The following is a 22,101-nucleotide window of genomic DNA, read 5'->3' as shown; positions in this document are numbered from 1 at the left end:
GATGTGGCCGGCGTAGGCGCCGGTTCCGGCTTTTTATGTCGCGGCCGCTCGTTTTGCAGCCCGGTCGGTAACCAATATGCAACTATCGGTGCAATTTTCGTGAACGGCGTTCAGATGCTAGGCCTGCGCCCGGATTGCTGTCAATCCGGACGAACGTCAATCGAACTCAATCGAGCGCCGCGGTCAGTGCGGGTACCGCTTCGAACAGATCGGCGGTGAGACCGTAATCGGCCACCTGAAAAATCGGGGCCTCGCTGTCCTTGTTGATTGCGACGATGACTTTCGAGTCCTTCATGCCCGCAAGGTGCTGAATAGCGCCGGAGATGCCGACGGCGATATACAACCGGGGCGCGACGATCTTGCCGGTCTGCCCGACTTGATAGTCGTTCGGCACGAAACCGGCATCGACGGCCGCGCGCGAAGCGCCGACGGCCGCACCAAGCTTGTCCGCGAGCGCATCGAGCAGCTTGAAGTTATCGCCGTTCTGCATGCCGCGACCGCCCGAAACGACGATATTCGCCGCGGAAAGCTCCGGGCGGCTCGACTTCGTGAGTTCCTGACCGACAAAACGGGCCCTATCGAAGGCCTGTGCCGTGGCAATCGCGCGCGCGGGCGCGGTGCCCGAACCGGTGGCCGCCGCATCGAAAGCGGTCGGGCGGATCGTGATGACCTTGATGGCATCGGACGATTGCACCGTTGCGAGTGCATTGCCCGCGTAGATCGGACGCACGAATACATCGGGCGCCCTGACGGCGACGACATCGGAAATCTGCGCGCTGTCGAGCAACGCCGCCACGCGGGGCATGAAGTTCTTGCCCACGGCCGTCGAAGCGGCAATCACATGCGTATAGCCGCTGGCAAGTGAAACAACGAGAAAGGCGAGATTTTCCGGCAGCGCGTGCGCGTACTCGGGTGCGTCCGCCACCAGCACCTCGCCGACGCCGGCAATGCTGGCCGCTTGCTCCACCACGGCCGCGGCGCCGTGGCCCGCCACCAGCACATGAATGTCGCCGCCCGCTGCGCCCGCCGCCGTGACGGCGTTGAGCGTGGCCCGCTGCAGGGTTGCGTTGTCGTGTTCGGCGATTACGAGAATAGTCATGATCAGATCACCTTCGCTTCGTTGCGAAGCTTTTCAATCAGCGCTGCAACATCCGGAACCATTACGCCGCCTTTACGCGCCGGCGGCTCAGTCACTTCGAGAACCTTCAAACGAGGCGCGACGTCAACGTTCAGCGCTTCGGGACTCAGCGTCTCCAGCGGTTTCTTCTTCGCCTTCATGATGTTGGGGAGCGTCACATAGCGCGGGCTATTCAGGCGCAGATCGGTCGTGACCACCGCTGGCAGATCGAGCGCGACACGTTCAAGACCACCGTCGATCTCACGTGTAACGAGCAGTTGCCGCTCGTCTACTTCCGTCTTGAACGCGAATGTCGCTTGCGGCCAGCCGAGCAATGCGGCGAGCTTTTGACCGGTTTGACCAGCGTCGTTGTCGATGGCCTGCTTGCCGAGCAATACCAGCTGCGGGTTTTCCCGCGACGCAACGGCGCTCAGCAGTTTGGCGACTGCGAGAGGCTGCAGGTCGGCATCGCTTTCGACGAGCACTGCGCGATCCGCCCCCATGGCGAGCGCCGTGCGCAACACCTCCTGCGATTGCGCAGTTCCCGCCGATACCACGACGACTTCACTCGCAATACCCGCTTCCTTGAGGCGCACCGCCTCCTCCACCGCGATCTCGTCGAACGGGTTCATGGCCATTTTCACGTTGGCCAGATCGACGCCCGAACCATCGGCTTTCACCCGCGGTTTCACGTTGTAGTCGATCACGCGCTTCACCGCGACCAGTATCTTCAATTTGACGCTCCGAACGCTTTGTTGAACAATGTTCTATATTCTGAACTCATCTTTTTGCGGCTGTCAACGAGAAGAATGAACAAGGCGTCATTCGGCAACGAATTTGGCGCTCTCGTTCACCACCATGGAGACAACGAATGAAGCTCTATCGATGCGAACGTTTTGAGGGAATCTCAGGCTTGGCGCTACACGAGGAACCCGATCCACCGCAGCCTGGCGCGCATGAGGTGCTGGTGCAGGTCAACGCAAGTTCACTGAATTTTCGCGAGCTCTTGCTGATGAACGGCGCATTTCGCGACTGGATGGCGCCCAACTTCATTCCCGCCTCGGACGGCGCCGGCGTCGTGCTTGCAGTCGGTTCTGGCGTTCGGCGTTTCAAGCCCGGCGACCGGGTGATGGCGAATTTCGCGGAAAACTGGCATGGCGGCGCCCGCCCGCAACACGCGGATATGCTGGGCCGCGGCGCGATAGTCGAAGGCATGCTGCGCGACAAGGCGGTGCTGAACGAGGAGGAACTGGTTAGCGTTCCGGATCATCTCTCCGACGAGGAGGCTGCAACGCTGCCTTGCGCCGCCGTCACCGCATGGAACGCGTTGTGCGGGCATGCGCCCCTTCTGCCGGGCCAGAGCGTCCTCGTGCAAGGGACGGGCGGCGTATCGATTTTCGCGCTGCAGCTTGCGCGTCTGTTCGGCGCTCGCGTGATTGCCACGTCGTCGAGCGATGCGAAGCTCAAACGCCTCGCGCAATTAGGCGCCGACGCCACCATCAACTACCGCGAGACGCCGCAATGGGACGACGCCGTGCTGCGCTTGACCGATGGACTGGGCGTCGACGTCGTCGTCGAGGTGGGAGGCGCGCAAACGTTCGGCAAGTCCGTTGCCGCCACACGGGATGGCGGCCGGATCAGCGTCGTGGGGCTGCTAACCGGCGCCCCCTCTGCGGGCGAGGGATTCTTCACGCGCGGCCTGTCGATCGCGCCGATCCGCGTCGGTTCCCGTCAGGATTTCGAAGCGATGAATCGCGCGATCGGACTGCACAAACTGCGGCCCGTAATCGACTCGGTTTATGACTTTGCACATGTACCGGATGCGCTGCGGCACCTCGAAAGCCAGCAGCATTTCGGCAAGATCGTCATTCGCCACCCGCAAGCAGCCACTGCATGATCGATGGGAGTCAGACTATGAAACTGTTTTCACTGGAAGGGCAGATTGCGCTCGTCACCGGAGCGTCACGCGGCCTCGGCTTCGCCATGGCAAGTGCGTTGGCGTCGGCGGGTGCGACCGTCATTCTTTGCGCGCGATCGCGCGAGAGTCTGGAAACTGCCGCGGAATCGATCAGGAAGACGGGCGGTAGCGTCGACGTGGAACCGTTCGATCTCACGGATCAAGACGCGATCAGAAGCGGCGTACGCAACGTCCTTGCGCGTCATGGACGCATCGACGTCCTGCTCAACAATGCCGGCATTTGCGAATGGAGCGATTTTCTTCAGTCGAACGTTGAAATGTGGCAAAGGACGATGGATACCAACGTCACGGCCGCGTATCTGCTCGCGCAGGAAGTCGCTCGTCCCATGATCGAACGCGGGCACGGACGCATCATCAACGTGGGTTCCTACGTTTCGGTGCTCGGCCGGGAGAAGCTCCAGGCATACGTGGCCAGCAAGCACGCGGTCGCCGGGCTCACGAAATCGCTCGGCGCGGAGTTGGGCCGCCACGGCATTCGTTGCAACGGTATCTGTCCCGGCTATTTCCTCACCGATATGGCCGAGCCCGTTACATCGAATCCGCAAATGAAGGAGATCGTCCGCTCGCATATCTCGGTTGGACGCTGGGGGAACCCGGAAGAACTCGGCGGCGTAGCCGTGTTTCTCGCCTCCGAGGCCAGCTCCTACATGAATGGCCAGATGCTGATGGTGGACGGCGGCGTCTCGGAGATCCTGAGCTTCTCGATGTCCGTGGTGTAGGCCTGCCCAGCACCGTCCGCCCCGACGTTTCCTGACTTGCACGCAATTCGGCCGCGATCTTCGCAGATGGCGGCCCGCCACATTCTTTCTGCAGGCAGTGCCGCGTAACGCGGCACATGCGACACGGTCACGACCGCAGGGTCACCTCGGCACTGCGGGCTTCGACCTGCGACGAACCCTTCGCCGCGGCTTTCGCCACTGCCTTGCGGGTAATCCCTTGCAACAGGAAATGCGACAGCGCCGGGATCAGGATCAGCGCACCGATCATGTTCCACAGGAACATGAACGTGAGCAGGATGCCCATATCGGCCTGAAACTTGATCGGCGAGAACGCCCACGTCACCACCCCCGCGGCCAGTGTCACACCCACCAGCGCCACCACCTTGCCCGTGAACTGCACCGCGTGGCGGTAGGCCACCTTCAGCGGCTGCCCTGTGCGCTGGTACGCGAGCTGCACGCTCAGCAGGTACAGCGCGTAGTCCACCCCGATCCCGACCCCCAGCGCAATCACCGGCAGCGTCGCCACCTTCACGCCAATACCCAGCTTGACCATGAGCGCCTCGCACAGCACCGACGTAATGCCGAGCGGAACGACCGCCACCACCACCGCGCGCCAGCTGCGGAACGTGATGAAGCACAGCAGGATCACCGCCGCGTACACCATGAACAGCATCGTGCGGTTCGCCTTCGCAACGACCACGTTCGTCACCGCGTCAATACCCGCCGAGCCCGCCGCCATCAGGAACTGGTGGTCCGCGTCACTGTGCGCCTTCGCGAACTCCTCGGCCACCTCCATCACACGCGAGAGCGTTGCCGCCTTGTGGTCCGTCAGATACGCAATGACCGGCGCCGTACCGCACGTCTGGCTGATCAGGTCCGGATGGTCCAGCAGGATCTGCCAGACCGTCTTGTTGATGATCGACGGCACACGATCGATCGTGTACCACTTCGGATAGCCCTCGTAGAAGCCCGAGGTCATCCAGCGCGTCAGGCCGCCCACCGAGGTCGTCGTCTGCACGCCGGGAACGCCGCGCAGTGCGGTCTCGAGGCGGTCCGCCTCCAGCACGAGCGGGAAGTTGTTCGCGTCGCAGGTGCCGTGCGACGACTTGCCGATCACCACGAACAGGTCGCTCGACAGCCCGAAGTGCGCGTTGATGTACGCGTTGTCGAGGTTGTAGCGCGAGTTCGGGCGCAGCTCCGGTGCGCCGCTATCCAGGTCGCCGATCTGCAGGTGCTGGCTGATCGACCAGCCGACTGCCGTGAGCGCCGCCGCGCACACGATCGCGCCCACCGCCCAGCGGCGCTCGGTAAACCGGTCCAGCAGGTTCCAGAGCGCACCCGCGGACGAGGTGCCGCGTTCGTCGTTCTGCTCGCCACGCACACTGCGACGTGCCGCCGACGGACTCACACCCACATACGAGAGCAGCACCGGCAGGAGCAGCAGATTCGTGAAGACAAGCACGCCCACGCCCACGCTCGCCGTGAAGGCCAGGTCCTTGATCACCGGAATGTCGATCACCATCAGCACGGCGAAGCCGACGACGTCCGCGAGCAGTGCCGTGAGTCCGGCCAGGAAGAGCCGCCGGAACGTATAGCGCGCAGCCACGTAGCGGTGCGTGCCGCGCCCGATGTCCTGCGTGATGCCGTTCATCTTCTGCGCGCCATGCGACACGCCGATCGCGAACACGAGGAACGGCACCAGCACCGAATACGGATCAAGCACGTAGCCGAGCGTGCTGATGATGCCCAGCTGCCAGACCACGGCGATGAGCGAGCAGGCCACCACCAGCAGCGTGCTGCGATAGCAGCGGGTGTACAGAAAGATCACGGTGAGCGCAATCGCCGCGGCGATACCAAAGTACATCGCCACCTGCTTCAGACCCGCGATCAGGTCTCCGATCAGCCTGGCGAAGCCCACCACGTGCACGCGCACCTCGCCCCGGCCTTCGGTCTTGATGACCTCGTCGATCTGGCGCGAGAGCTTTGCGTAGTCAAGCGCCTTGCCCGTATCGGCGTAGTGGTCCAGCAGCGGCAGCTGGATCATGCTCGAATGCAGGTCGTTGGATACGAGGCTGCCAACGATATTGGCGCGCGCCACGTTCGTACGCAGCTGTGTAATCGCCTGAGTCGAACTGTCGAAGCCGTCCGGCATGACGGGACCGCCCGCGAAGCCCTTCTCGGTCACCACATTCCAGCGCACGATCGGCATCCACAGCGATTTCACACCCGGGCGATCAACGCCTGGAATCAGGAACAGGGCATCGTTGATGCGACGCAGTGCCGCCAGGTACTTCGGATCGTAGATGTCGCCGGAAGGATTCTCGACGACGATACGCAGCGAGTTGCCGAGTCCCTTCAGGTCCGCCTTGTTGGCAAGATAGTTCTTGATGTACGGATGCGAGAGCGGAATCATCTTCTCGAAACTCGCATTGACATCGAGCCGCGTCGCCTGAAACCCGAGCACCGCGGTGATGATCGCGCAGATGATCATCAGCCAGGGACGCCGGTTGAAGATCAGCCGCTCGAGCGCATTGCCAGAACGCGAATCGAACTGGGCAAGATCCGCCACGACGGGCATCTTGTCGAATTGGGCATTGTTGCCGCCAGCCATGTCTGCTCCCCCTTATTGCGACTTCGCCAATGTGACGCGCGTCAGGCCTGCTGCGCCGGCCAGCACCGCGGTGTCGTCGCGCAGCGCCATGGCGAAGACCCCGCCCGGCTGGCTCGCGCCCAGTGTGTGGAACGTTGCGCCCTGATCGGTGCTCTCGAGCAGTTCGCCGGCCTGCGTGGCCAGCAGCAGACGACCATTCGGGAGCTCGGCTGAGGCGAGGATGCTCGCGCCGGTCGGCAGCGTGATCTTGCTCCAGGTGGCGCCGCCATCGGTGGAGCGGTAAGCGTTGCCGAGCAGGCCGTACACGACCATCGCGTTGCCCGCCGCGGCGAGTCCGAAGAGGCTGCCCTTCGACGGCGAGGACATCGCAACGAAGCGCTGCCTGTCGGGGTCGAGTTTGAGCAGCAGCCCCTGCTCGCCCACGATATAGAGCGTCCCGTTAATACGCCGCATCGCATGCAGGTTCAGGGCGTCCGGGTTGTCGACGCGGTCAAACCATGGAACCCAGTTCTTGCCGCCGTCTTCGGTATGGAAAATGATGTTGAACGAACCGATGACCCAGCCCGAGCGCTCGTCGTCGAACCAGACGTCGAGGAAAGGACGTCCGCCCTGGTCGGCCACGAAGCGCTGGGCCTCCTCGCGCGAGGCCTTCAAGTCCGGCGAATCGCCCCGCTGCTGCGCGTAATAGTCGGTCATCAGCTTCGCGGCCTGCTCGCCGTCAAGCTGGCGCGTCCAGGTATTGCCGCCATCGGCCGTGTGGAGCACTTCCCCATCGTGTCCGACCGCCCAGCCCAGCGTCGAGGACTTGAAGGTCACCGCAACAAGATCGGCGCTCACTGGCACGTTCACCTGGCGCCAGTGCGCCGCGTCGTCGTCCGAGACGAGAATGACGCCGCGTGGCCCCACCGCGACCAGTCGCTGGCCGGCCTGGGCAACGGCCATCACGGGTTCGTGTGCAGCGCGTGGGTTGGTGATTGCCGGCGAGTGCATCGGGTCGGCAAACCCCGCATAAACCGCACTGCTCGCGAGGCCTGCTGCCGCCACCAGGGCGAGCCAACGAAACATGGTATTGCGCATTGCGTCTCCTTCACAGTTACTGCCGATCGACTCCGCGAACTGTCCTGGGCTTTATGTAATTTTGGCGTGCAGTGCCGGGTCGAACCGGCACTGCAAGTTTGCTGCGCTTACTGCTTTACCGCCTGCTACCGGATACCGCTTGACTGCATGTGCTCCGGCGTAAAGAAGTCATGCGAAAAGCTGCTATTGAAGAAGACGCCCGGCGATTCGGCCGGATGGCTTCCGAAGATATACACACCGCTATTGAAGTCGTAGAACCAGTTGCCCAGCGAATACGGCACTTTGTAATCGTAGGCAGGCACCGTGGTCTGGAAGCCCCCACGATAGAGCTTGCCCGACTGGTCGTACGCGTCCATCATTCCGCCGCCGCCGTCCTCGTCGAAGTACATCGTCTTCTTGCTGTAGATGTGGCGCGAGCCCGGCTTGAGCGTCAATTCCACAACCCACACCCGGTGCAGTTCCCAACGCACATCGTCGGGATTCACGAAGTGCGGCGTCAGGATCTTGCTCGCAGGCGTCTCGTACTGTTGCTTGTAGTCGTTGTACGGGATGTACATCTCCTTCTTGCCGATCAGCTTCGCATTCCAGCGATCGATCTTCCCGTAGAACAACTGAATGTCGTCCATCGTGATCGCGCCCGAGTAGCCGGGGTTCGGAGTGTCATAGGCCAGGTCTGGCGCGACTCGTACGCGACGCTGACCGGGGTTGTACTCCCACGATTGCTGGTCGTGATCCGCAGTGTCCGTGAAGAACCAGTAAAGCGTGGTATCACCAATCATTCGCGCCGGCGCTACGAAATCATTGTTGATGTACTGCCAGACGGCAGTGCCACCCTTCTTCTTGAATGCATCTTCCTGCTTGAGGTCGAAATACGGGTAGTAAATCGAACTCTTGAATTGCGCCGCGAGGATCGGCGTGCCGCTGGTGTCAACGAGCCACGTCTTTACGTTGTTGCGCTGCGCCGTACCGACGTAGCGCAGTTCCCAGTCCCACATCGCTTCCTGCCCATTGCTTGGCACAGGAAACGGTTTTCCGCCGAATGCATCTGCCACGAACAGACCGTTCTTTTCGAGCTTCGCACTCTGCGCATTCTTTTCCGAGTTCGCCAGATACCAGTCCGGGTACGAGACGGAACGGTGCGTCGGGTAAACATCCATGCGGTACGTCGGGTAGCGCTTGAACAGCTCGAGCGAACTGGCACTCAATTTGTCGGCGTATTGCTGGTAGTTTTGCGCCGTTATCTGCATCGTCGGCTTCTCACCGGCAAACGGATCCGCCCACTTTCCCGAGTCGGGCTTAAAACCCGCCGGCGCCTGCGTAATTCCGCCCGTGTACGCAGGAATCGTCCCGTCCTTGCTGCCGGCAATTTGCGCGCCGAATGGCGTCATCCCGTTCTCGAGCGCGCCAGCCATCGGCGCCATGCAAACAGCCGCCGCAAATGCGAGCGCCTTCATCAACATCAGGTGCTTCTTCAAAGCCTTCACCATCCCTTTCCTGATTAACTCAGAACCAAAAGCAACAACGCTACTTTCGATACCCAACACCCATGTAGAACTTCGTTGCCGAAGCGTCCTGCCCGGCGGGGCCACGCAGGACGCTACTAATTACCTCACTCCTGCATCGGCAGGCAATTAGCGCACACCCGCAGACTGCATGCGTTCCGGTGTGTAGTAGTCGGACGGGAAGCTCACGTTAAAGAGAATCCCCGGCGTCTCGGCAGGGTGACTGCCGAAGATGTAAATGCCGCTATTGAAGTCGTAAAACCAGTTGCCGAGCGAATACGGAACCTTGTAGTCGTAGGCGGGCACCGTCGTCTCGAATCCACCGCGATAGAGCTTGCCCGACTGGTCGTAGGCGTCCATCATCCCGCCACCGCCATCTTCATCCAGGTAGAGCATCTTGCGGCCGTAGACGTGGCGCGCACCCGACTTGAGCTTCAGGTCAACGACCCACACACGGTGAAGCTCCCAGCGTACGTGATCCGGATTGACGAAATGCGGTGTGAGGATCTTGCTCGCCGGCGTTTCATACTGCTGCTTGTAGTCGTTGTACGGGATGTACATCTCCTTCTTGCCCACGAGCTTGGCGTCCCAGCGATCGATCCGTCCATAGAACAACTGGATGTCATCCATCGTGATTGCCCCCGAATACCCGGGGTTCGGCGTATCGTAGGCTAGGTCCGGCGCCACCCGCACACGACGCTGCCCCGGGTTGTATTCCCAGGACTGCTGATCATGATCCGCCGTATCCATGAAGTACCAGAAGAGGGTCGTATCGCCAATCAAGCGCGCCGGTGCCGCGTAGTCGTTGTACACGTAATACCAGTTTGCGAGGCCCGCTTTTTTCCGGAATTCATCCTCCTTCTTGATATCGAAGTACGGGTAATAGAGCGAGCTCTTGAATTGCGCCGCAAGGATCGGCGTACCACTCGAGTCCACCAACCACGTTTTCACGTTATTGCGTTGGAGCGTACCGACGTAACGCAACTCCCAGTCCCACAACGCTTCCTGCCCATTCTTCGGCACCGGAAACGGTTTTCCGCCAAATGCTCCAGATAGGTAAAGGCCGTTCTTTTCAAGCTTCGCGGTTTGAGCGTTCTTGGTGGAGTTCTCCAAATACCAGTCGGGATACGAAACGCTGCGGTGAGTCGGATAGACATCCATCCTGTAAGTCGGATAGCGCTTGAATAATTCGATTTCCGACGCACTTAATTTGTCCGCGTATTGCTCGTAGTTTTGTGCCGTGATCTGGAGAATGGGTTTTTCACCGGGAAACGGATCCGCCCATTTTCCTGAGTCCGGTTTGAATGCGGCCGGAGCCTGCGTGATGCCCCCGGTATAGGCAGGAATTGTCCCGTCCTTGTTTCCTGCGATCTCGGCGCCAAACGGCGTCAATCCGCTATCGGCGGCTAGCGTGTATGGCGAAGCCCAGATTGCCGCAAGAACCGCAAGCGCCTTAAGAAGCTTTGGGAATCTTTTCACAGCTGTCTCCATTATCAAAACGTCGTCTGATACGTGATGCCGAGCCACGACTTGTCGCTGTACGGCGCGCCGAGAGCGGTTGCGGCGCCCGCCGTCGAGTACCCCTTCTTGTTCATGTAATAGGTGTAGGTGATGTCCACCTCGTGCTTGTTGTAGATTGTGAAGTCGAGCCCGACCACGAACGTATTCTGGCCTTGTGCCTCGGCGGCCGGCGAGATAACGGACGAGTAGCCCTTCAGGTTCAGATTGACGAACAGCGGCATCGTCAGGTCGACCCCAGGGAATACCTGATACCACTGCGGGCTCGCACCGATCCCGAGACCGGCCCAGAAGCGCGTCGAGCAGTTATTGAATGCAGAATTGCCCGATGCCGAACACTGGCCGGTGGTGTCATAGCTGGAATTCGCAAAATTTCCCGCATTCGACTGCACGCTCAACAACTGATTGAACGAGAATTCCGCCTGCAGGAACATGTTGTCCCACAACGGCGACTTGCCGAACGACTGCGTAACGTTCAAAAGACCATGCAGCGTACGGCCGGTCGGCGCGTCGTTGACCGTCGTCGTGTTGACTGCATTGAGCGGCATGTTCCAGCGGTACGAGACTTCGCCAGCCACGGCGGCATTGCCGATAGCACTATTAAAGCCCAGACCGATCAGGTTGACGTCGTTGCCGTATTTCGCCGTGACGCCCGGCAGATTGGTGCCCGGGAAGAGTTGCGGCCCCGCGCCCGGCACGAGCACGGCCGCCCAAGGCATCTTCATGGCGAAGTGGCGATACGTCAGTTCGTAGGTGGTTGCCAGCGAATCAACACGCCACTTGCCGTCAAGACCGATATCACCGATCTGACCTTTGGTCGGCGGTACACGCGGAATCGCGAACGTGCCCAGTCCGGGAATCGTCGTGTAACTGGCCACCGGCGGCCCATAGAGAATCGGATCCGCACCGCCGAAATAGGTGCCGCCTTCTGGCAGGCGATCGTGGTTCCACTCGAAGGTGTATTGCGCCCCGAGGGTGATCGTATCCGTAATGTTCGTCGTCACGTCAGCCTGAGCCGTCGGCAACACGATTTCCTTCAGCGATGCGCTCGGGCTCTGCGTCAGCTTCATCAGGTCCAGCGGCGCCTGGCCAATCGCCACCGAGTTGGCGCCGCCCAGCGTAGCAAACGCCGACTGCCCCCAGGTTACCGCCGTACGGCCTAGCTTGACGTTGACAGAATGCCCGCCGAGGTCAAAGGTGTTGAACACGAAGGCATCACGCAACTCGGCGCTCGGTCCCTGGTAATACTTCTTGATGTAGCTTGTGTACTCGTTGTTGGGATAGTTCGGCGGAAATGCAGGATTGCTCGTGTTGTGATTCTTGAACGTCGGGTCGTACCACGCATCCATACTGATGCGGAAGCCCGACGTCTCCTTGTACTTGAAATCGAACTCGCTATAGAGGTTCAGCATCGCCTGGATCGTGCTGAACCTCGGCGTCGACAGATCACCTTCGTCGTAGGTCGGACTGTTCGTGTAGAAGTGATCCGGGTTCTGAAGCCGAATGTCGTAATCCGCACGCACCGTGTTATCCCATTCCATGTCGATGTCCGGGTTCGGCACATCGAAGTGAAATGCATTGGCGTTCGCGCTCCACAACCCGCAAGCCGCCGCGATACAGGTTGCATGCACGCCAAGGCTGATCGCACTTGGCTTCAGGCTCTTCATTTTCATGCGTCTCCTCTTTTCTTTGTCGAACTGCCGCAGAAAAGGCCAAGGCCGTTGGACTGCCGCAGACTTTTAGCTATGAAGCGAAACCGGCCTCCCTACCTCGTCAGCATCGCGTCTCGGGGTCCCCCAAGCGCATCACCAGAATGCGAATGCTGTTCGCAAAGATAAACGCTCGAAACCTGACTGTCAACGCTCGCTCACCCCTATGCGGTACATTTTCTCGAACGCCGTTCACAAACCTGGGTAAACGAGGGTTCGATTTTTGTCATCGGCTTAACTCGGTACATGCATGCCTCGGCCAAGTGGCGCCGACTGCATACGGCGCGCGCGCGTTGTGCCCACGCGTGTTGGCGGCGCTCGCATTTGCGGGGCATTCGCCTCGCCTGTGCGGGTTGGCGATGCGATCTATGGGAGCTTTCGCTGCAACAACCCGGCGGCGGTTCATCAATCGACATGCAGGCCGGACGCGGCCAGGTACCGCCGACCCAAAGCGGTACGCGGTACCGGTCATGGAAGAGGCGGCGTTTAGTCTGTCGATTCAATGGTGAACGGAGGAAGAATTGCACGAGCGACCGAAGCGCTTACGGGACCAGGCCGTCTTCCTTGGCAGTCCTTCCATATATGCCGGCTGTCGGCCGCGACTTTCGTGATCCGCTACCCCGTTCCTGCGCGAGAGTGCATTGCTGGTTTTCGGGGAGCAGGAGGGAACACGCGCCAGGCCCCATCGTCATGCCGAAAGAAGAAGATCGAAAGCCCCCCCTCCGAGGCGGATGACCGTGCGAGCACACACCTCGTCTGGCTCGAATTCGCGAAGTTATATCGGGTCACGTGCACCGGGGTGGTCGCAGAGGGCGCGAACCATTTTTCGATGAGCGCACGCAAAGAACTTTCTCCAAGTTTCATGCCCTGCTCCTTCAACCGCTCTGTGCGCGCCTCTGACGATCACACTCACGAGTGCAAATGGAGGCACTCACCAGTCAGCCCAGACACCCGGATTCCTCGTGCTCCGGTTGCCGTCGCGAAAGGATCCGTGTGATTGGACGCAAATGTGTCTACTGACTAAATATTAGTAGTCAGCAGACCCATTATCAAGATTCAACCGTACCAGGGGAAATGCCGGTATGGACAAGTCCACCCTATTTTCTAGTAGCATGGGTGATGCTACGGGGCGAGAGCCGCATGTGATCTGGAATCAATTAGTCGTCGGACTACCGTTTATTCGTCGCCTGACTAGCAGTATCATCAGATCAAACTTGCCGCCGTCCGAGCCGAATCGGAAGACGTACCTATCGGGGGCGGGAACAGTTGCCAGTCTTGTTCGTCTCGCCCTTACAACGCGCGCGAGAGGGACAGGAAACGCCAAGGAGAGCACAACAGATGAAAGACCTGACCATCTCATCGGCAGACCTCGACAAGCCGGCAGCAGACGCGCCTCGGCGGCGAGGGAACAGATCTACACGTGTGCCAGCCATCATTGAAGTGGCGATCGAAGTCTTCGCATCGGAAGGCAACGCTGGATTCACGCAACGCCGCATCGCCAGCGACGCAGGCATCCGGCTGAGGACCCTGCAGCACTATTTCAGCACCCGCGAAGAACTATTGCGGGCCACGATAGAGGCATTCACGAATCGCTATTTCGAACACTATCAGGCGATCACGCAGGACAAACACCGGCCACCGGAGGCCCGGCTGGACATGATCGTCGAAGAGGCATTCTCTGTGCTGACGGCACCCGGCGGCAATCGCGTTAGCGCCTTTGTGCTGGAAACCTGGAGCCTGGCTGAACACGAACCGTATCTCCATGCCCTGATGGCCAAATCCACTGCGGATTTCCAGGTTCTTCTCGCGGAACTGATCGCGGAAATCAACCCAACCTTGGCGTCGGCGGAATGTACGCTGCGTGGCGCCCTGCTTCTTTCCCATCTGCAAGGTCTGGTCGTCTTTCTTCGCCGGTCGGGGACGAATACACCCGAGCGGGATTCATTCCGTCACGCCATGAAGGTCGTCTGGCGTGCGCTGAGCAAAGCGTCTCCATGAATCTGAAGTTCAGGTGCGCGCAGCACGGGTAGCGGTCTGCGCGCACCGCCTTCTGCAGATGTGGACGCTCAGCCGGCGACTTTCCACACAAGAGGCAAGTGGTACAGCGTGCCGTTCACCCCTCCGTGGACACCCGCCTTCTCACCTGGCTTGATCTGGAAGTCAGGAATACGCTTAAGCCATTCCTGGAGGAAAACCTTCAGTTCCACGCGCGCAAGGAACGAGCCGGGACAACGATGCGCACCATTGCCGAACGTCGAATGAATCGGCGTGGGCCGGGTAAAATCGACGGTAAGCGGATCGTCGAATTTTCTCTCGTCGAGGCCATGCAGCGTGGTCGGCATGATGATCATGTCTCCCTCTTTGAGCCGCACGCCCTTATATTCGAAATCGTGAGTGATCCGCCGACCCTGGTTGACCACCGGGAAACGCCGTAATAGCTCGTCAACGGCCTTTTGGGTCAGTTCGGGATTGTCGATGAGCTGCTTGCGGTGCGCGGGACTGCCGGCCAGAAAACTGGCGATGAATCCCATTGCGGACGCAACGGTATCGAGGCCGCCGATCAGCACGAGTCCGCACAGACCGCGAACCTCCTCGTCGGTCAAGGCTCGCCCGTCGATTTTTGAATTCACGATCTTGCTGATGAGATCGTCTCCCGGATTCGCGCGCCGTTCGGCGATCTTCACGCCCAGGTACTGGAAGATTGCGCCTAGCGCGCCGAGCTTCTCCCTGGCGTCCACCGGGCGCACCATCTTGTCGGCGAGACTCAGGAGGTACTCGCGATCCTCGGCGGGCAGCGCCACCATGTTCATGAAAATGCCGATCGGCAGATGCTGCGCGAACCCAGAGACGAATTGCACTTCGCCCTTCGGGTAAAAGTCTTCGATCAACTCGATCGCCATTTCGCGCGCTTTTTCTTCGAGCTTGCTGATCGCCTGCGGCATGAACGCGGGCGCGATCAACGCACGATACGCCGTATGCTGCGGAGGATCGAAGAAGATCGGCGGCAACGGCTGATGCTCGACCAGGGGAACGGTGAGCTGCTTCGACGAGAAGTTCTCGTAGTCCTTCAGGATGTGATAGATGTCGTCGCCGCGCGTGGCGATCCAGTGCCCGCCGTTGCGAGGCGTCCAGAAAATGTCGGGAATCCCTTCGGCGTGCAGCTTCTTGAGCGAGAGATGGTAGTCGTCTTCTGCGCCGGGCGGGTGATAGATATCGATATCGAATACCCGTTCCGGCGAAACGTGCGCGGGTACCGGCGCCAGCTCCGGAGTCACGCCATGGCCAGTTGCTGACATAAGGTTGTCTCCTTTCTTCGAATTGACCGCTCTACGCGGTCGAATGAATCGTTCTTGTTGCCGTCGAGCCGCGGTTACAGGAACGCGCCGTATAACTCGATATGGTGCTCGGTGTTTCCCCACGTCATGTCGATGCAGGTGAGGCGCTTTACATACCAACCCACCGCCAGCTCGTCCGTCATGCCCATCCCACCGTGAAGCTGCACTGCCTGCTGCGCGACGAAGCGCGCGCTGCGCCCGATCAGCGCTTTCGCGGCGGTCACAGCGCGATGAGCGGCAACGTCATCGTCTTCGCCGAGCCTGGCGGCCGCAAAATAGACGATCGATTTCGCCTGCTCCACCGCGGTCAAAATATCGGCGGCGCGGTGCTGCAGCGCCTGGAACTTGCCGATGGGCGAGCCAAACTGCTTGCGTGTGCGCAGATACTCGAAAGTCAGTTCGCTCAGCCGCGACATCGCGCCCACGGCTTCGGCGCACAGCGCGAATATGCCCTGATCGACAGCCCATTCGAGCAACGGGTAGCCTCGATCGATCGCGCCGATCACCGCCTGTTGGTCGACTCGCACCCCGTTCAGCACCACTTCCGCGACACGCTGGCCATCCAGTGCAGGAAACCCCTTGACGCTCACACCTTGCGCGCGCGCATCGACAGCGAAAAGCGTGATGCCGTGCTTGTCCGCCTGCTCGCCTGCCGTGCGCGCCGAGACCAGCAGAATGTCCGCGCAGTCGCCGTGCAGCACGACGCCCTTGCGGCCATCGAGGACGAACCCGTCGCGCGTTGCCTCGGCCCTCGTCGCGACGTTCCACAAATCGAAACGCGCGCCAGGTTCGAGCGTTGCAAGCGCCGTCTTCAGGCTGCCGTCTGCGATGCCGGCCAGCAGCTCCGCCTTGCGCGCCTCGTGTCCCGCGCGCCCAATGAGCTTCGCGCCGATCAGAGCCGACGAAACGAACGGCTCCAGCACGAGTCCCCGGCCGAAGGCTTCCATCACGAGCATAGTCTCGACCGGGCCCGTGCCAAGCCCGCCGTGGTCCTGCGGCACGTTCAGCGCGAGCACGCCCATTTCGGCGAGCGTGGACCAGTGCGCATCCGACCAGCCCTGCGGCGTGGCGGCGAGACGACGCCTCGCCTCGAAGTCGTATTCCCTTTCGACGAAACGACCGACCACGTCGGCCAGCATCTGTTCCTCTTCAACCAGCGTGAAGTCCATGGCGTGTCCTCAGATGCCGAGCGCCTGCTTGGCGATGATGTTTTTCTGCACTTCGGTCGAACCGCCGTAGATCGAAATCTTGCGCCAGTCCAGGTAGTGCGCGGCCAGCGCGTTGAGCAATTCGCCGTTCGCGGTTTCGCCGCGCCAGTCCGCCTCCAGCGCTTCGCTTACGAAGGGCACTGCATAGGGGCCTGCGCATTCCATGATCAGCTCGGTGAGCTCCTGCTGAATCTCCGACCCGCGGATCTTCAGCACCGAGGCTTCCGGCCCGATGGGGCGCCCTGCGGTTTCGGCGGAGACCACGCGCAGAAGCGACCATTCGTGAGCGATCAAATCGATTTCCACCTTGGCGATGCGATCGCGAAAGCGCACGTCCTCGATGAGCGGTTTGCCGTGCTTGCGCTCGGTGCTCGCAATCTCCTTGAGACGCCGCATGAAGCGCTTGCAGTTGCCAAGTCCGGCGATATTCGTTCGCTCATGTCCGAGCAGATACTTCGCGATCGACCAGCCGCGATGCTCCTCTCCGACGAGATTGCTCACCGGCACTTCCACGTTGTCGAAGAACACTTCGTTGACGTCGTGACCGCCGTCCAGCGTGCGGATCGGCCTGACCGTGATACCGGGCGTCGACATATCGATCAGCAGGAACGAGATGCCTTCCTGCGGGCGTCCGCTTCCGTCCGTGCGAACGAGACAGAAAATCCAGTTCGCCCATTGCGCGAACGAGGTCCAGATCTTCTGGCCGTTGACGACATAGAACGATTGACCGTCACGCTCGATACGCTCTGCACGCGTTTTGAGCGAGGCCAGATCGGAACCCGCGCCCGGCTCGGAATAACCCTGGCACCACCAGTCCTCCATCGAGACGATGCGCGGCAGGAAGCGCTCGCGCTGCGCCGCAGTGCCGAACTTCTGGATCACGGGTCCGACCATCGAAAGGCCGAACGGCATCTGGCGCGGCGCGCCAGCGGTAAAGCATTCCTCGTCGAAGATATTGCGCTGCGCGGCATTCCAGGCGGCGCCGCCGAATTGCGTGGGCCATGCAGGGGCGCCCCAACCCTTTCCAGCCAGAATTCGTTGCCAGCGCACGTAGTCTTCGCGCGGCACATGGCGGAAGTTCAGCACGCGATCACGAATGTCGTCAGGCAAATGCGTCGCTACGAATTCCCGCACCGTGGCGCGAAACGCCTTCTCGGCGGGGCTTTCTCTCAGGTCCATCGTCAGGCTCCAGTCGCTGCCCGGCAAGTCGCGTTGGCGCTGCCAGGCGCGGTTTCAGGCAATTTCCACGATGCCGTTGTTCAGCACCACCACATCGCGCGCGTCAACACGCGCGCGCAAATGCAGGCGGGTGTCGCTATCCCTCCAGAACTGGAAACGCACTTCTTCGCCCGGATAAACCGGCGAAGTCAGACGCAGGGCGAGCCGCTTCAGACGGGTGGCATCGTTGCCGGCGAAGGTGCGAATCGCGGCGTAGCCCGCCATGCCATAGGTCGCGAGGCCGTGCAGAATGGGGCGGCTGAAACCCGCCTTCGAAGCCACTTCAGGATCCGCGTGCAGCGGGTTGGCATCGCCCGAAAGGCGATAGATCAACGCGGCATGAGCGCCGGTGGAGAAGACGTATTCCGCATCCGGCGCGCGCTCCGGCACCGGCGGAAGCGCTTCGGGCGGCACATCGCTCACGCCCGACTCCGCGCTAAACCCGCCGTCGCCACGCAGAAACGACACCTGGCGGACTTCGGCGAGTTGTTCGCCGCTCGAAACGTCGATGATGTCACGCATGAGCTCGACGATCGCACCCTTTCCCGCGCCTTTATCGGAGATGCGGCTCACGCGCGTCTTGCTGACGATGGTCGCGGCAACCGGCATCGGCCGCACGAAACGGGCGTCCTGCTCACCGTGCACGAGCTTCAGGTAGTCGATGCCCGTACGCGGATCGCGCATCCACGATTTCGGCCACGCGAACGCGGCCGCGCAAGTCGGCATTGCCTGCAGGTCCTTTTCATAGACGTAGCGCAGCTGGTCTGCGTCCAATGGGTCTCCGCCGAGGCCAAGGCCCAGCGAATACAGCATGACGTCGCGTTCGCTGTACGTCTGCGTAACATCTTCGATAGGCCAGTTCTTGACGACTTCGTAGTTCAGCATGAGGGTGTCCTGTAGGTGCTCAGTAGTCCGTGAAGTTGGGCTTGCGCTTCTCGAGGAAGCTCGCCATGCCTTCCTTGTAGTCGTCGCACTGGTTGGCGATCGGCATATCCAGACCGGCCGACATGATCGCCTCGTGCGGCGTCTGGAAAGGCACCTCCCAGACCTGTTCCTTCATGATGCGCATGGAGCGCGGCGAGCAGTAATCCGCCATTTCGCGCGCGTAGGCATAAGTCTCTTCGACCAGTTTCTCCGCCGGGATCGCACGATTCACGAGTCCCATGCGCTCGGCTTCGCGCCCTTTGATCTTGCGGCCCGAGAGCAGCAGGTCGAGCGCATGCGCCTGGCCCACGTGGCGCGCGAGGATCCACGCCATGCCGTATTCGGCGGTCAGACCGCGCCGCGCGAATGCCGTGGTGATGGTGGCGTCTTCCGAAGCAAACCGGATGTCGCAAAAGAGCGCGTGAATCAGGCCAATACCGACGGTCGCGCCATTGAGCATGGCGATCACCGGCTTCGGAATGGCCGGGTAATACGAACAACGCGTCTGCCAGTCCGCGCGCTTGCGCATGTCGAACGGACGCGGCAGCTTGGTCATGAGTGCGGCGGGGTCACCACCGAAGCTGTGAATATCGCCGCCCGCGCAAAACGCCTTCCCCGCGCCGGTGAATACGATGACACGCACACCGCGGTCCGCGCCCGCGGCCCGCATTGCCTCGTACACGTCCGTCGCCACCTGGTCGTTCCAGGTGTTCATGTGTTCAGGACGGTTGAGCGTGATCGTCGCGATACGGTCCTTGACGTCGTACAGAATGGTCTCGAAGCGCATGAGATCCTCTCTCGATGATCAGAATGAACGCGGCAGGTCGAGCACATGCTCGGCGACGTAGGACAGAATCAGATTCGTCGAAATCGGCGCCACCTGATAAAGCCGCGTTTCGCGGAACTTACGTTCGACGTCGTATTCGCAGGCGAAACCGAAGCCGCCATGCGTCTGCAAGCAGGCATTCGCCGCTTTCCACGAAGCCGTGGCCGCGAGATGCTTCGCCATGTTCGCTTCCGCGCCGCATGCCTGATGGTTGTCGAACAGTTCGCAGGCTCTGTAGCGCATGAGATCCGCCGCGCGCAGGTCGATATACGCCTCGGCGATCGGAAACTGGATACCCTGGTTCATGCCGATTGGCCGGTCGAAGACGATACGCTCGTTGGCGTATTTCGATGCGCGTTCAACGAACCAGTAGCCGTCGCCGATACACTCGGCCGCGATCAGCGCACGCTCGGCATTGAGCCCGTCGAGGATGTACTTGAAGCCCTTGCCTTCCTCGCCAATCAGGTTCTCTTCGGGAATCTCCAGATTGTCGAAGAACAGTTCATTGGTCTCGTGATTGACCATGTTGGGAATCGGCCTCACGGTCAGACCGTTGCCGATCGCCTGGTGCAGGTCCACGAGAAAGCACGACAGCCCATCCGACTTCTTCTTCACGTCAGACAAGGGCGTGGTGCGCGCGAGCAGGATCATCATGTCCGAATGCTGCACGCGCGAAATCCAAACCTTCTGGCCGTTGACCACATAGCGGCCGTCTTTCTTCACGGCGGTGGTCTTCAGCTTCGTGGTGTCCGTTCCCGTGGTCGGCTCGGTCACGCCCATCGACTGCAGGCGCAATTCGCCGCTCGCGATCTTCGGCAGATATTTGCGCTTTTGCGTTTCCGAGCCGTTGCGCAGCAGCGTGTTCATGTTGTACATCTGGCCGTGGCAGAACCCGGAGTTGCCGCCGTTGCGGTTGATCTCCTCCATGATCACGGACGCCTCGGTCAACCCGAGGCCGGAACCACCGTACTCCTGAGGAATCAGCGCCGCCATCCAGCCGGCCTTCGTCAACGCGTCGACAAACGCCTCCGGGTACACGCGTTCGTGATCGATGCGGCGCCAGTACTCATCGGGATATTCCTTCGAAAGGTCACGCAGCGCTTCGCGCAGTTCCTGATATTGGTCGGGAGAGGTAATTCGGCTCATGAATGGTTTCCGTATACTTGGCTGGACGCGGCTCACGCTGCTGCATCGATCAGCCCGCCGGCATTGGCGAGCTGGGTCAGATGATGTTCGGTCGAGCCGAACTGGATATCGATCACGCTCAGGCGTCGCATGTAGTGGCCGATCTTGCACTCCTCGGTCATCCCGATGCCGCCGTGCAGTTGCACACCTTGCTGGCCGACGAAGCGGCCCGAGCGTCCGATCTGCACTTTCGCGGCGGACAGGCTGCGATCGCGCTCCCCCGCATCGGGTTCCTCAATCATCATGGTCGCGAAGAGCGCCATGCTGCGCGCCTGCTCCACCATGACCAGCATGTCGACCGCCCGATGCTGGAGGGCCTGAAATGACCCGATGGGTACGCCGAACTGCTTGCGGACCTTGAGATACTCGACGGTTTCTTCGTGCGCGGCGGTCATCGCGCCTACAGCTTCCGCGCTCACCGCGGCGATTGCGTGCGCAACGACTGTCTCAATGAGCGGGAACGCGGCACCCGCGACACCCAGCACGTCGCTATCCGGAACTCGCACGCCGGAAAATTCGATATCTGCCGCGCTCAGCCGGTCCTGTGTCGGATACACGCGGCGTGTCACGCCCGCCGCGTCGCCCCTCACCACGAACAGGCCGATGCCGTCACGCTCGCGCCTGCCGCCCGACACCCGCGCCGACACCACGAGGAGATCGGCATTGCCGCCATGCAGCACGACGCGCTTGGCGCCGTCGATCACCCATGCGTCGCCTTCGCGCCGCGCGGTGGCCGCCACGTCCGCCAGGTCGTAGCGCGACTGCGCTTCGCTGTGCGCAAAGGCCATCAGCAATTCGCCCTGCGCGATCTGCGGCAGAATCGCCGTGCGTTGCGCCGCGTTGCCGCCAAGGCGCACGAAGCCGCCGCCCAGCACGACCGTTGCGAGGTACGGCTCGACCGCGAGGCCGCGGCCGAGCGCCTCCATGACGATCATCGTCTCGACAGGACCGCAGTTGCTGCCGCCGTATTCCTCATCGAATGAAAGACCCAGCAGCCCCATCTCCGCATAGCGCGCCCATTGCGCGCGGCTGAAGCCGTCCGGCTCCACGAGGTACTTCGCACGCTGCTCGAAACCGTACTCGTCCTTGACGAGACGCTCGACGCTGTCCTTGAGCATGCGCTGCTCATCGGTGAAATCAAAGTCCATAGCCCATGCTTCTCCGCTGTTCGACC

Annotated in this window: 17 protein-coding genes; 3 read left to right on the top strand and 14 right to left on the bottom strand. The window is 61.2% G+C overall.

Annotated elements, in window-relative coordinates:
- Positions 1-166: 166 nt before the first annotated feature.
- Entirely contained in the window at positions 167-1,099 is a 933-nt protein-coding gene (locus AB3X99_RS13695; protein ID WP_368617207.1) for an electron transfer flavoprotein subunit alpha/FixB family protein, read from the bottom strand.
- A 2-nt stretch (positions 1,100-1,101) separates the two neighbouring features.
- Positions 1,102-1,851 carry an electron transfer flavoprotein subunit beta/FixA family protein gene (locus AB3X99_RS13690; protein WP_069268810.1) on the bottom strand — a complete coding sequence of 250 codons (750 nt, stop codon included), beginning with the start codon at positions 1,849-1,851 and terminating at the stop codon, positions 1,102-1,104.
- Positions 1,852-1,988: 137 nt separating this feature from the next.
- Between AB3X99_RS13690 and AB3X99_RS13685 the strand changes: the two genes are divergently transcribed.
- On the top strand, positions 1,989-3,014 hold the full coding sequence (locus AB3X99_RS13685; protein ID WP_368617206.1) for an NAD(P)-dependent alcohol dehydrogenase: 1,026 nt from the start codon (positions 1,989-1,991) through the stop codon (positions 3,012-3,014).
- 17 nt (positions 3,015-3,031) lie between these two features.
- The gene (locus AB3X99_RS13680; protein WP_342947375.1) at positions 3,032-3,814 is read left to right on the top strand and encodes an SDR family oxidoreductase; all 783 of its coding nucleotides are present in this window, start codon (positions 3,032-3,034) and stop codon (positions 3,812-3,814) included.
- Between the two features lie 127 nt (positions 3,815-3,941).
- Here AB3X99_RS13680 and AB3X99_RS13675 read toward each other — a convergent pair whose 3' ends face one another.
- The 5 genes from AB3X99_RS13675 to AB3X99_RS13655 form a co-directional block, all read right to left on the bottom strand.
- The gene (locus tag AB3X99_RS13675) at positions 3,942-6,425 is read right to left on the bottom strand and encodes an RND family transporter (protein ID WP_368617205.1); all 2,484 of its coding nucleotides are present in this window, start codon (positions 6,423-6,425) and stop codon (positions 3,942-3,944) included.
- 12 nt (positions 6,426-6,437) lie between these two features.
- Positions 6,438-7,502, bottom strand: coding sequence for a YCF48-related protein (locus AB3X99_RS13670; protein ID WP_342947373.1), 1,065 nt, complete (start codon positions 7,500-7,502; stop codon positions 6,438-6,440).
- A 125-nt stretch (positions 7,503-7,627) separates the two neighbouring features.
- Positions 7,628-8,989, bottom strand: coding sequence for a DUF1329 domain-containing protein (locus AB3X99_RS13665; protein ID WP_176732938.1), 1,362 nt, complete (start codon positions 8,987-8,989; stop codon positions 7,628-7,630).
- A gap of 144 nt (positions 8,990-9,133) precedes the next feature.
- Positions 9,134-10,483: a DUF1329 domain-containing protein gene (locus tag AB3X99_RS13660; protein WP_069266532.1), complete on the bottom strand. Its 1,350-nt coding sequence runs from the start codon at positions 10,481-10,483 to the stop codon at positions 9,134-9,136.
- A gap of 14 nt (positions 10,484-10,497) precedes the next feature.
- Positions 10,498-12,195: a DUF1302 domain-containing protein gene (locus tag AB3X99_RS13655; RefSeq protein ID WP_256094873.1), complete on the bottom strand. Its 1,698-nt coding sequence runs from the start codon at positions 12,193-12,195 to the stop codon at positions 10,498-10,500.
- 1,374 nt (positions 12,196-13,569) lie between these two features.
- Between AB3X99_RS13655 and AB3X99_RS13650 the strand changes: the two genes are divergently transcribed.
- Entirely contained in the window at positions 13,570-14,229 is a 660-nt protein-coding gene (locus AB3X99_RS13650; RefSeq protein ID WP_069266531.1) for a TetR/AcrR family transcriptional regulator, read from the top strand.
- Between the two features lie 68 nt (positions 14,230-14,297).
- On the opposite strand, the gene AB3X99_RS13645 is transcribed toward AB3X99_RS13650, so the two are convergent.
- The 7 genes from AB3X99_RS13645 to AB3X99_RS13615 all read right to left on the bottom strand — a co-directional run bounded on the left by AB3X99_RS13645 (position 14,298) and on the right by AB3X99_RS13615 (position 22,075).
- The gene (locus AB3X99_RS13645) at positions 14,298-15,527 is read right to left on the bottom strand and encodes a cytochrome P450 (protein WP_368617204.1); all 1,230 of its coding nucleotides are present in this window, start codon (positions 15,525-15,527) and stop codon (positions 14,298-14,300) included.
- Between the two features lie 74 nt (positions 15,528-15,601).
- A complete protein-coding gene (locus tag AB3X99_RS13640) occupies positions 15,602-16,735 on the bottom strand; it encodes an acyl-CoA dehydrogenase family protein (RefSeq protein WP_368617203.1) in 1,134 nt (377 codons plus the stop codon).
- Positions 16,736-16,744: 9 nt separating this feature from the next.
- A complete protein-coding gene (locus AB3X99_RS13635; protein WP_368602283.1) occupies positions 16,745-17,953 on the bottom strand; it encodes an acyl-CoA dehydrogenase family protein in 1,209 nt (402 codons plus the stop codon).
- A gap of 54 nt (positions 17,954-18,007) precedes the next feature.
- A complete protein-coding gene (locus AB3X99_RS13630; RefSeq protein WP_368617202.1) occupies positions 18,008-18,877 on the bottom strand; it encodes a MaoC/PaaZ C-terminal domain-containing protein in 870 nt (289 codons plus the stop codon).
- 19 nt (positions 18,878-18,896) lie between these two features.
- The gene (locus tag AB3X99_RS13625) at positions 18,897-19,703 is read right to left on the bottom strand and encodes an enoyl-CoA hydratase (protein WP_368617201.1); all 807 of its coding nucleotides are present in this window, start codon (positions 19,701-19,703) and stop codon (positions 18,897-18,899) included.
- An 18-nt stretch (positions 19,704-19,721) separates the two neighbouring features.
- Positions 19,722-20,888, bottom strand: coding sequence for an acyl-CoA dehydrogenase family protein (locus AB3X99_RS13620; RefSeq protein WP_368617200.1), 1,167 nt, complete (start codon positions 20,886-20,888; stop codon positions 19,722-19,724).
- 32 nt (positions 20,889-20,920) lie between these two features.
- The gene (locus AB3X99_RS13615; RefSeq protein ID WP_368617199.1) at positions 20,921-22,075 is read right to left on the bottom strand and encodes an acyl-CoA dehydrogenase family protein; all 1,155 of its coding nucleotides are present in this window, start codon (positions 22,073-22,075) and stop codon (positions 20,921-20,923) included.
- Positions 22,076-22,101: the final 26 nt, after the last annotated feature.

This window comes from Paraburkholderia sp. BR10882, from assembly GCF_040948855.1.
In the GTDB taxonomy this organism is placed as follows: Bacteria; Pseudomonadota; Gammaproteobacteria; order Burkholderiales; family Burkholderiaceae; genus Paraburkholderia; species Paraburkholderia nodosa_A.
Note: the sequence above shows the minus strand (reverse complement) of the source record. Positions and strands in the feature narration are given on the sequence as shown.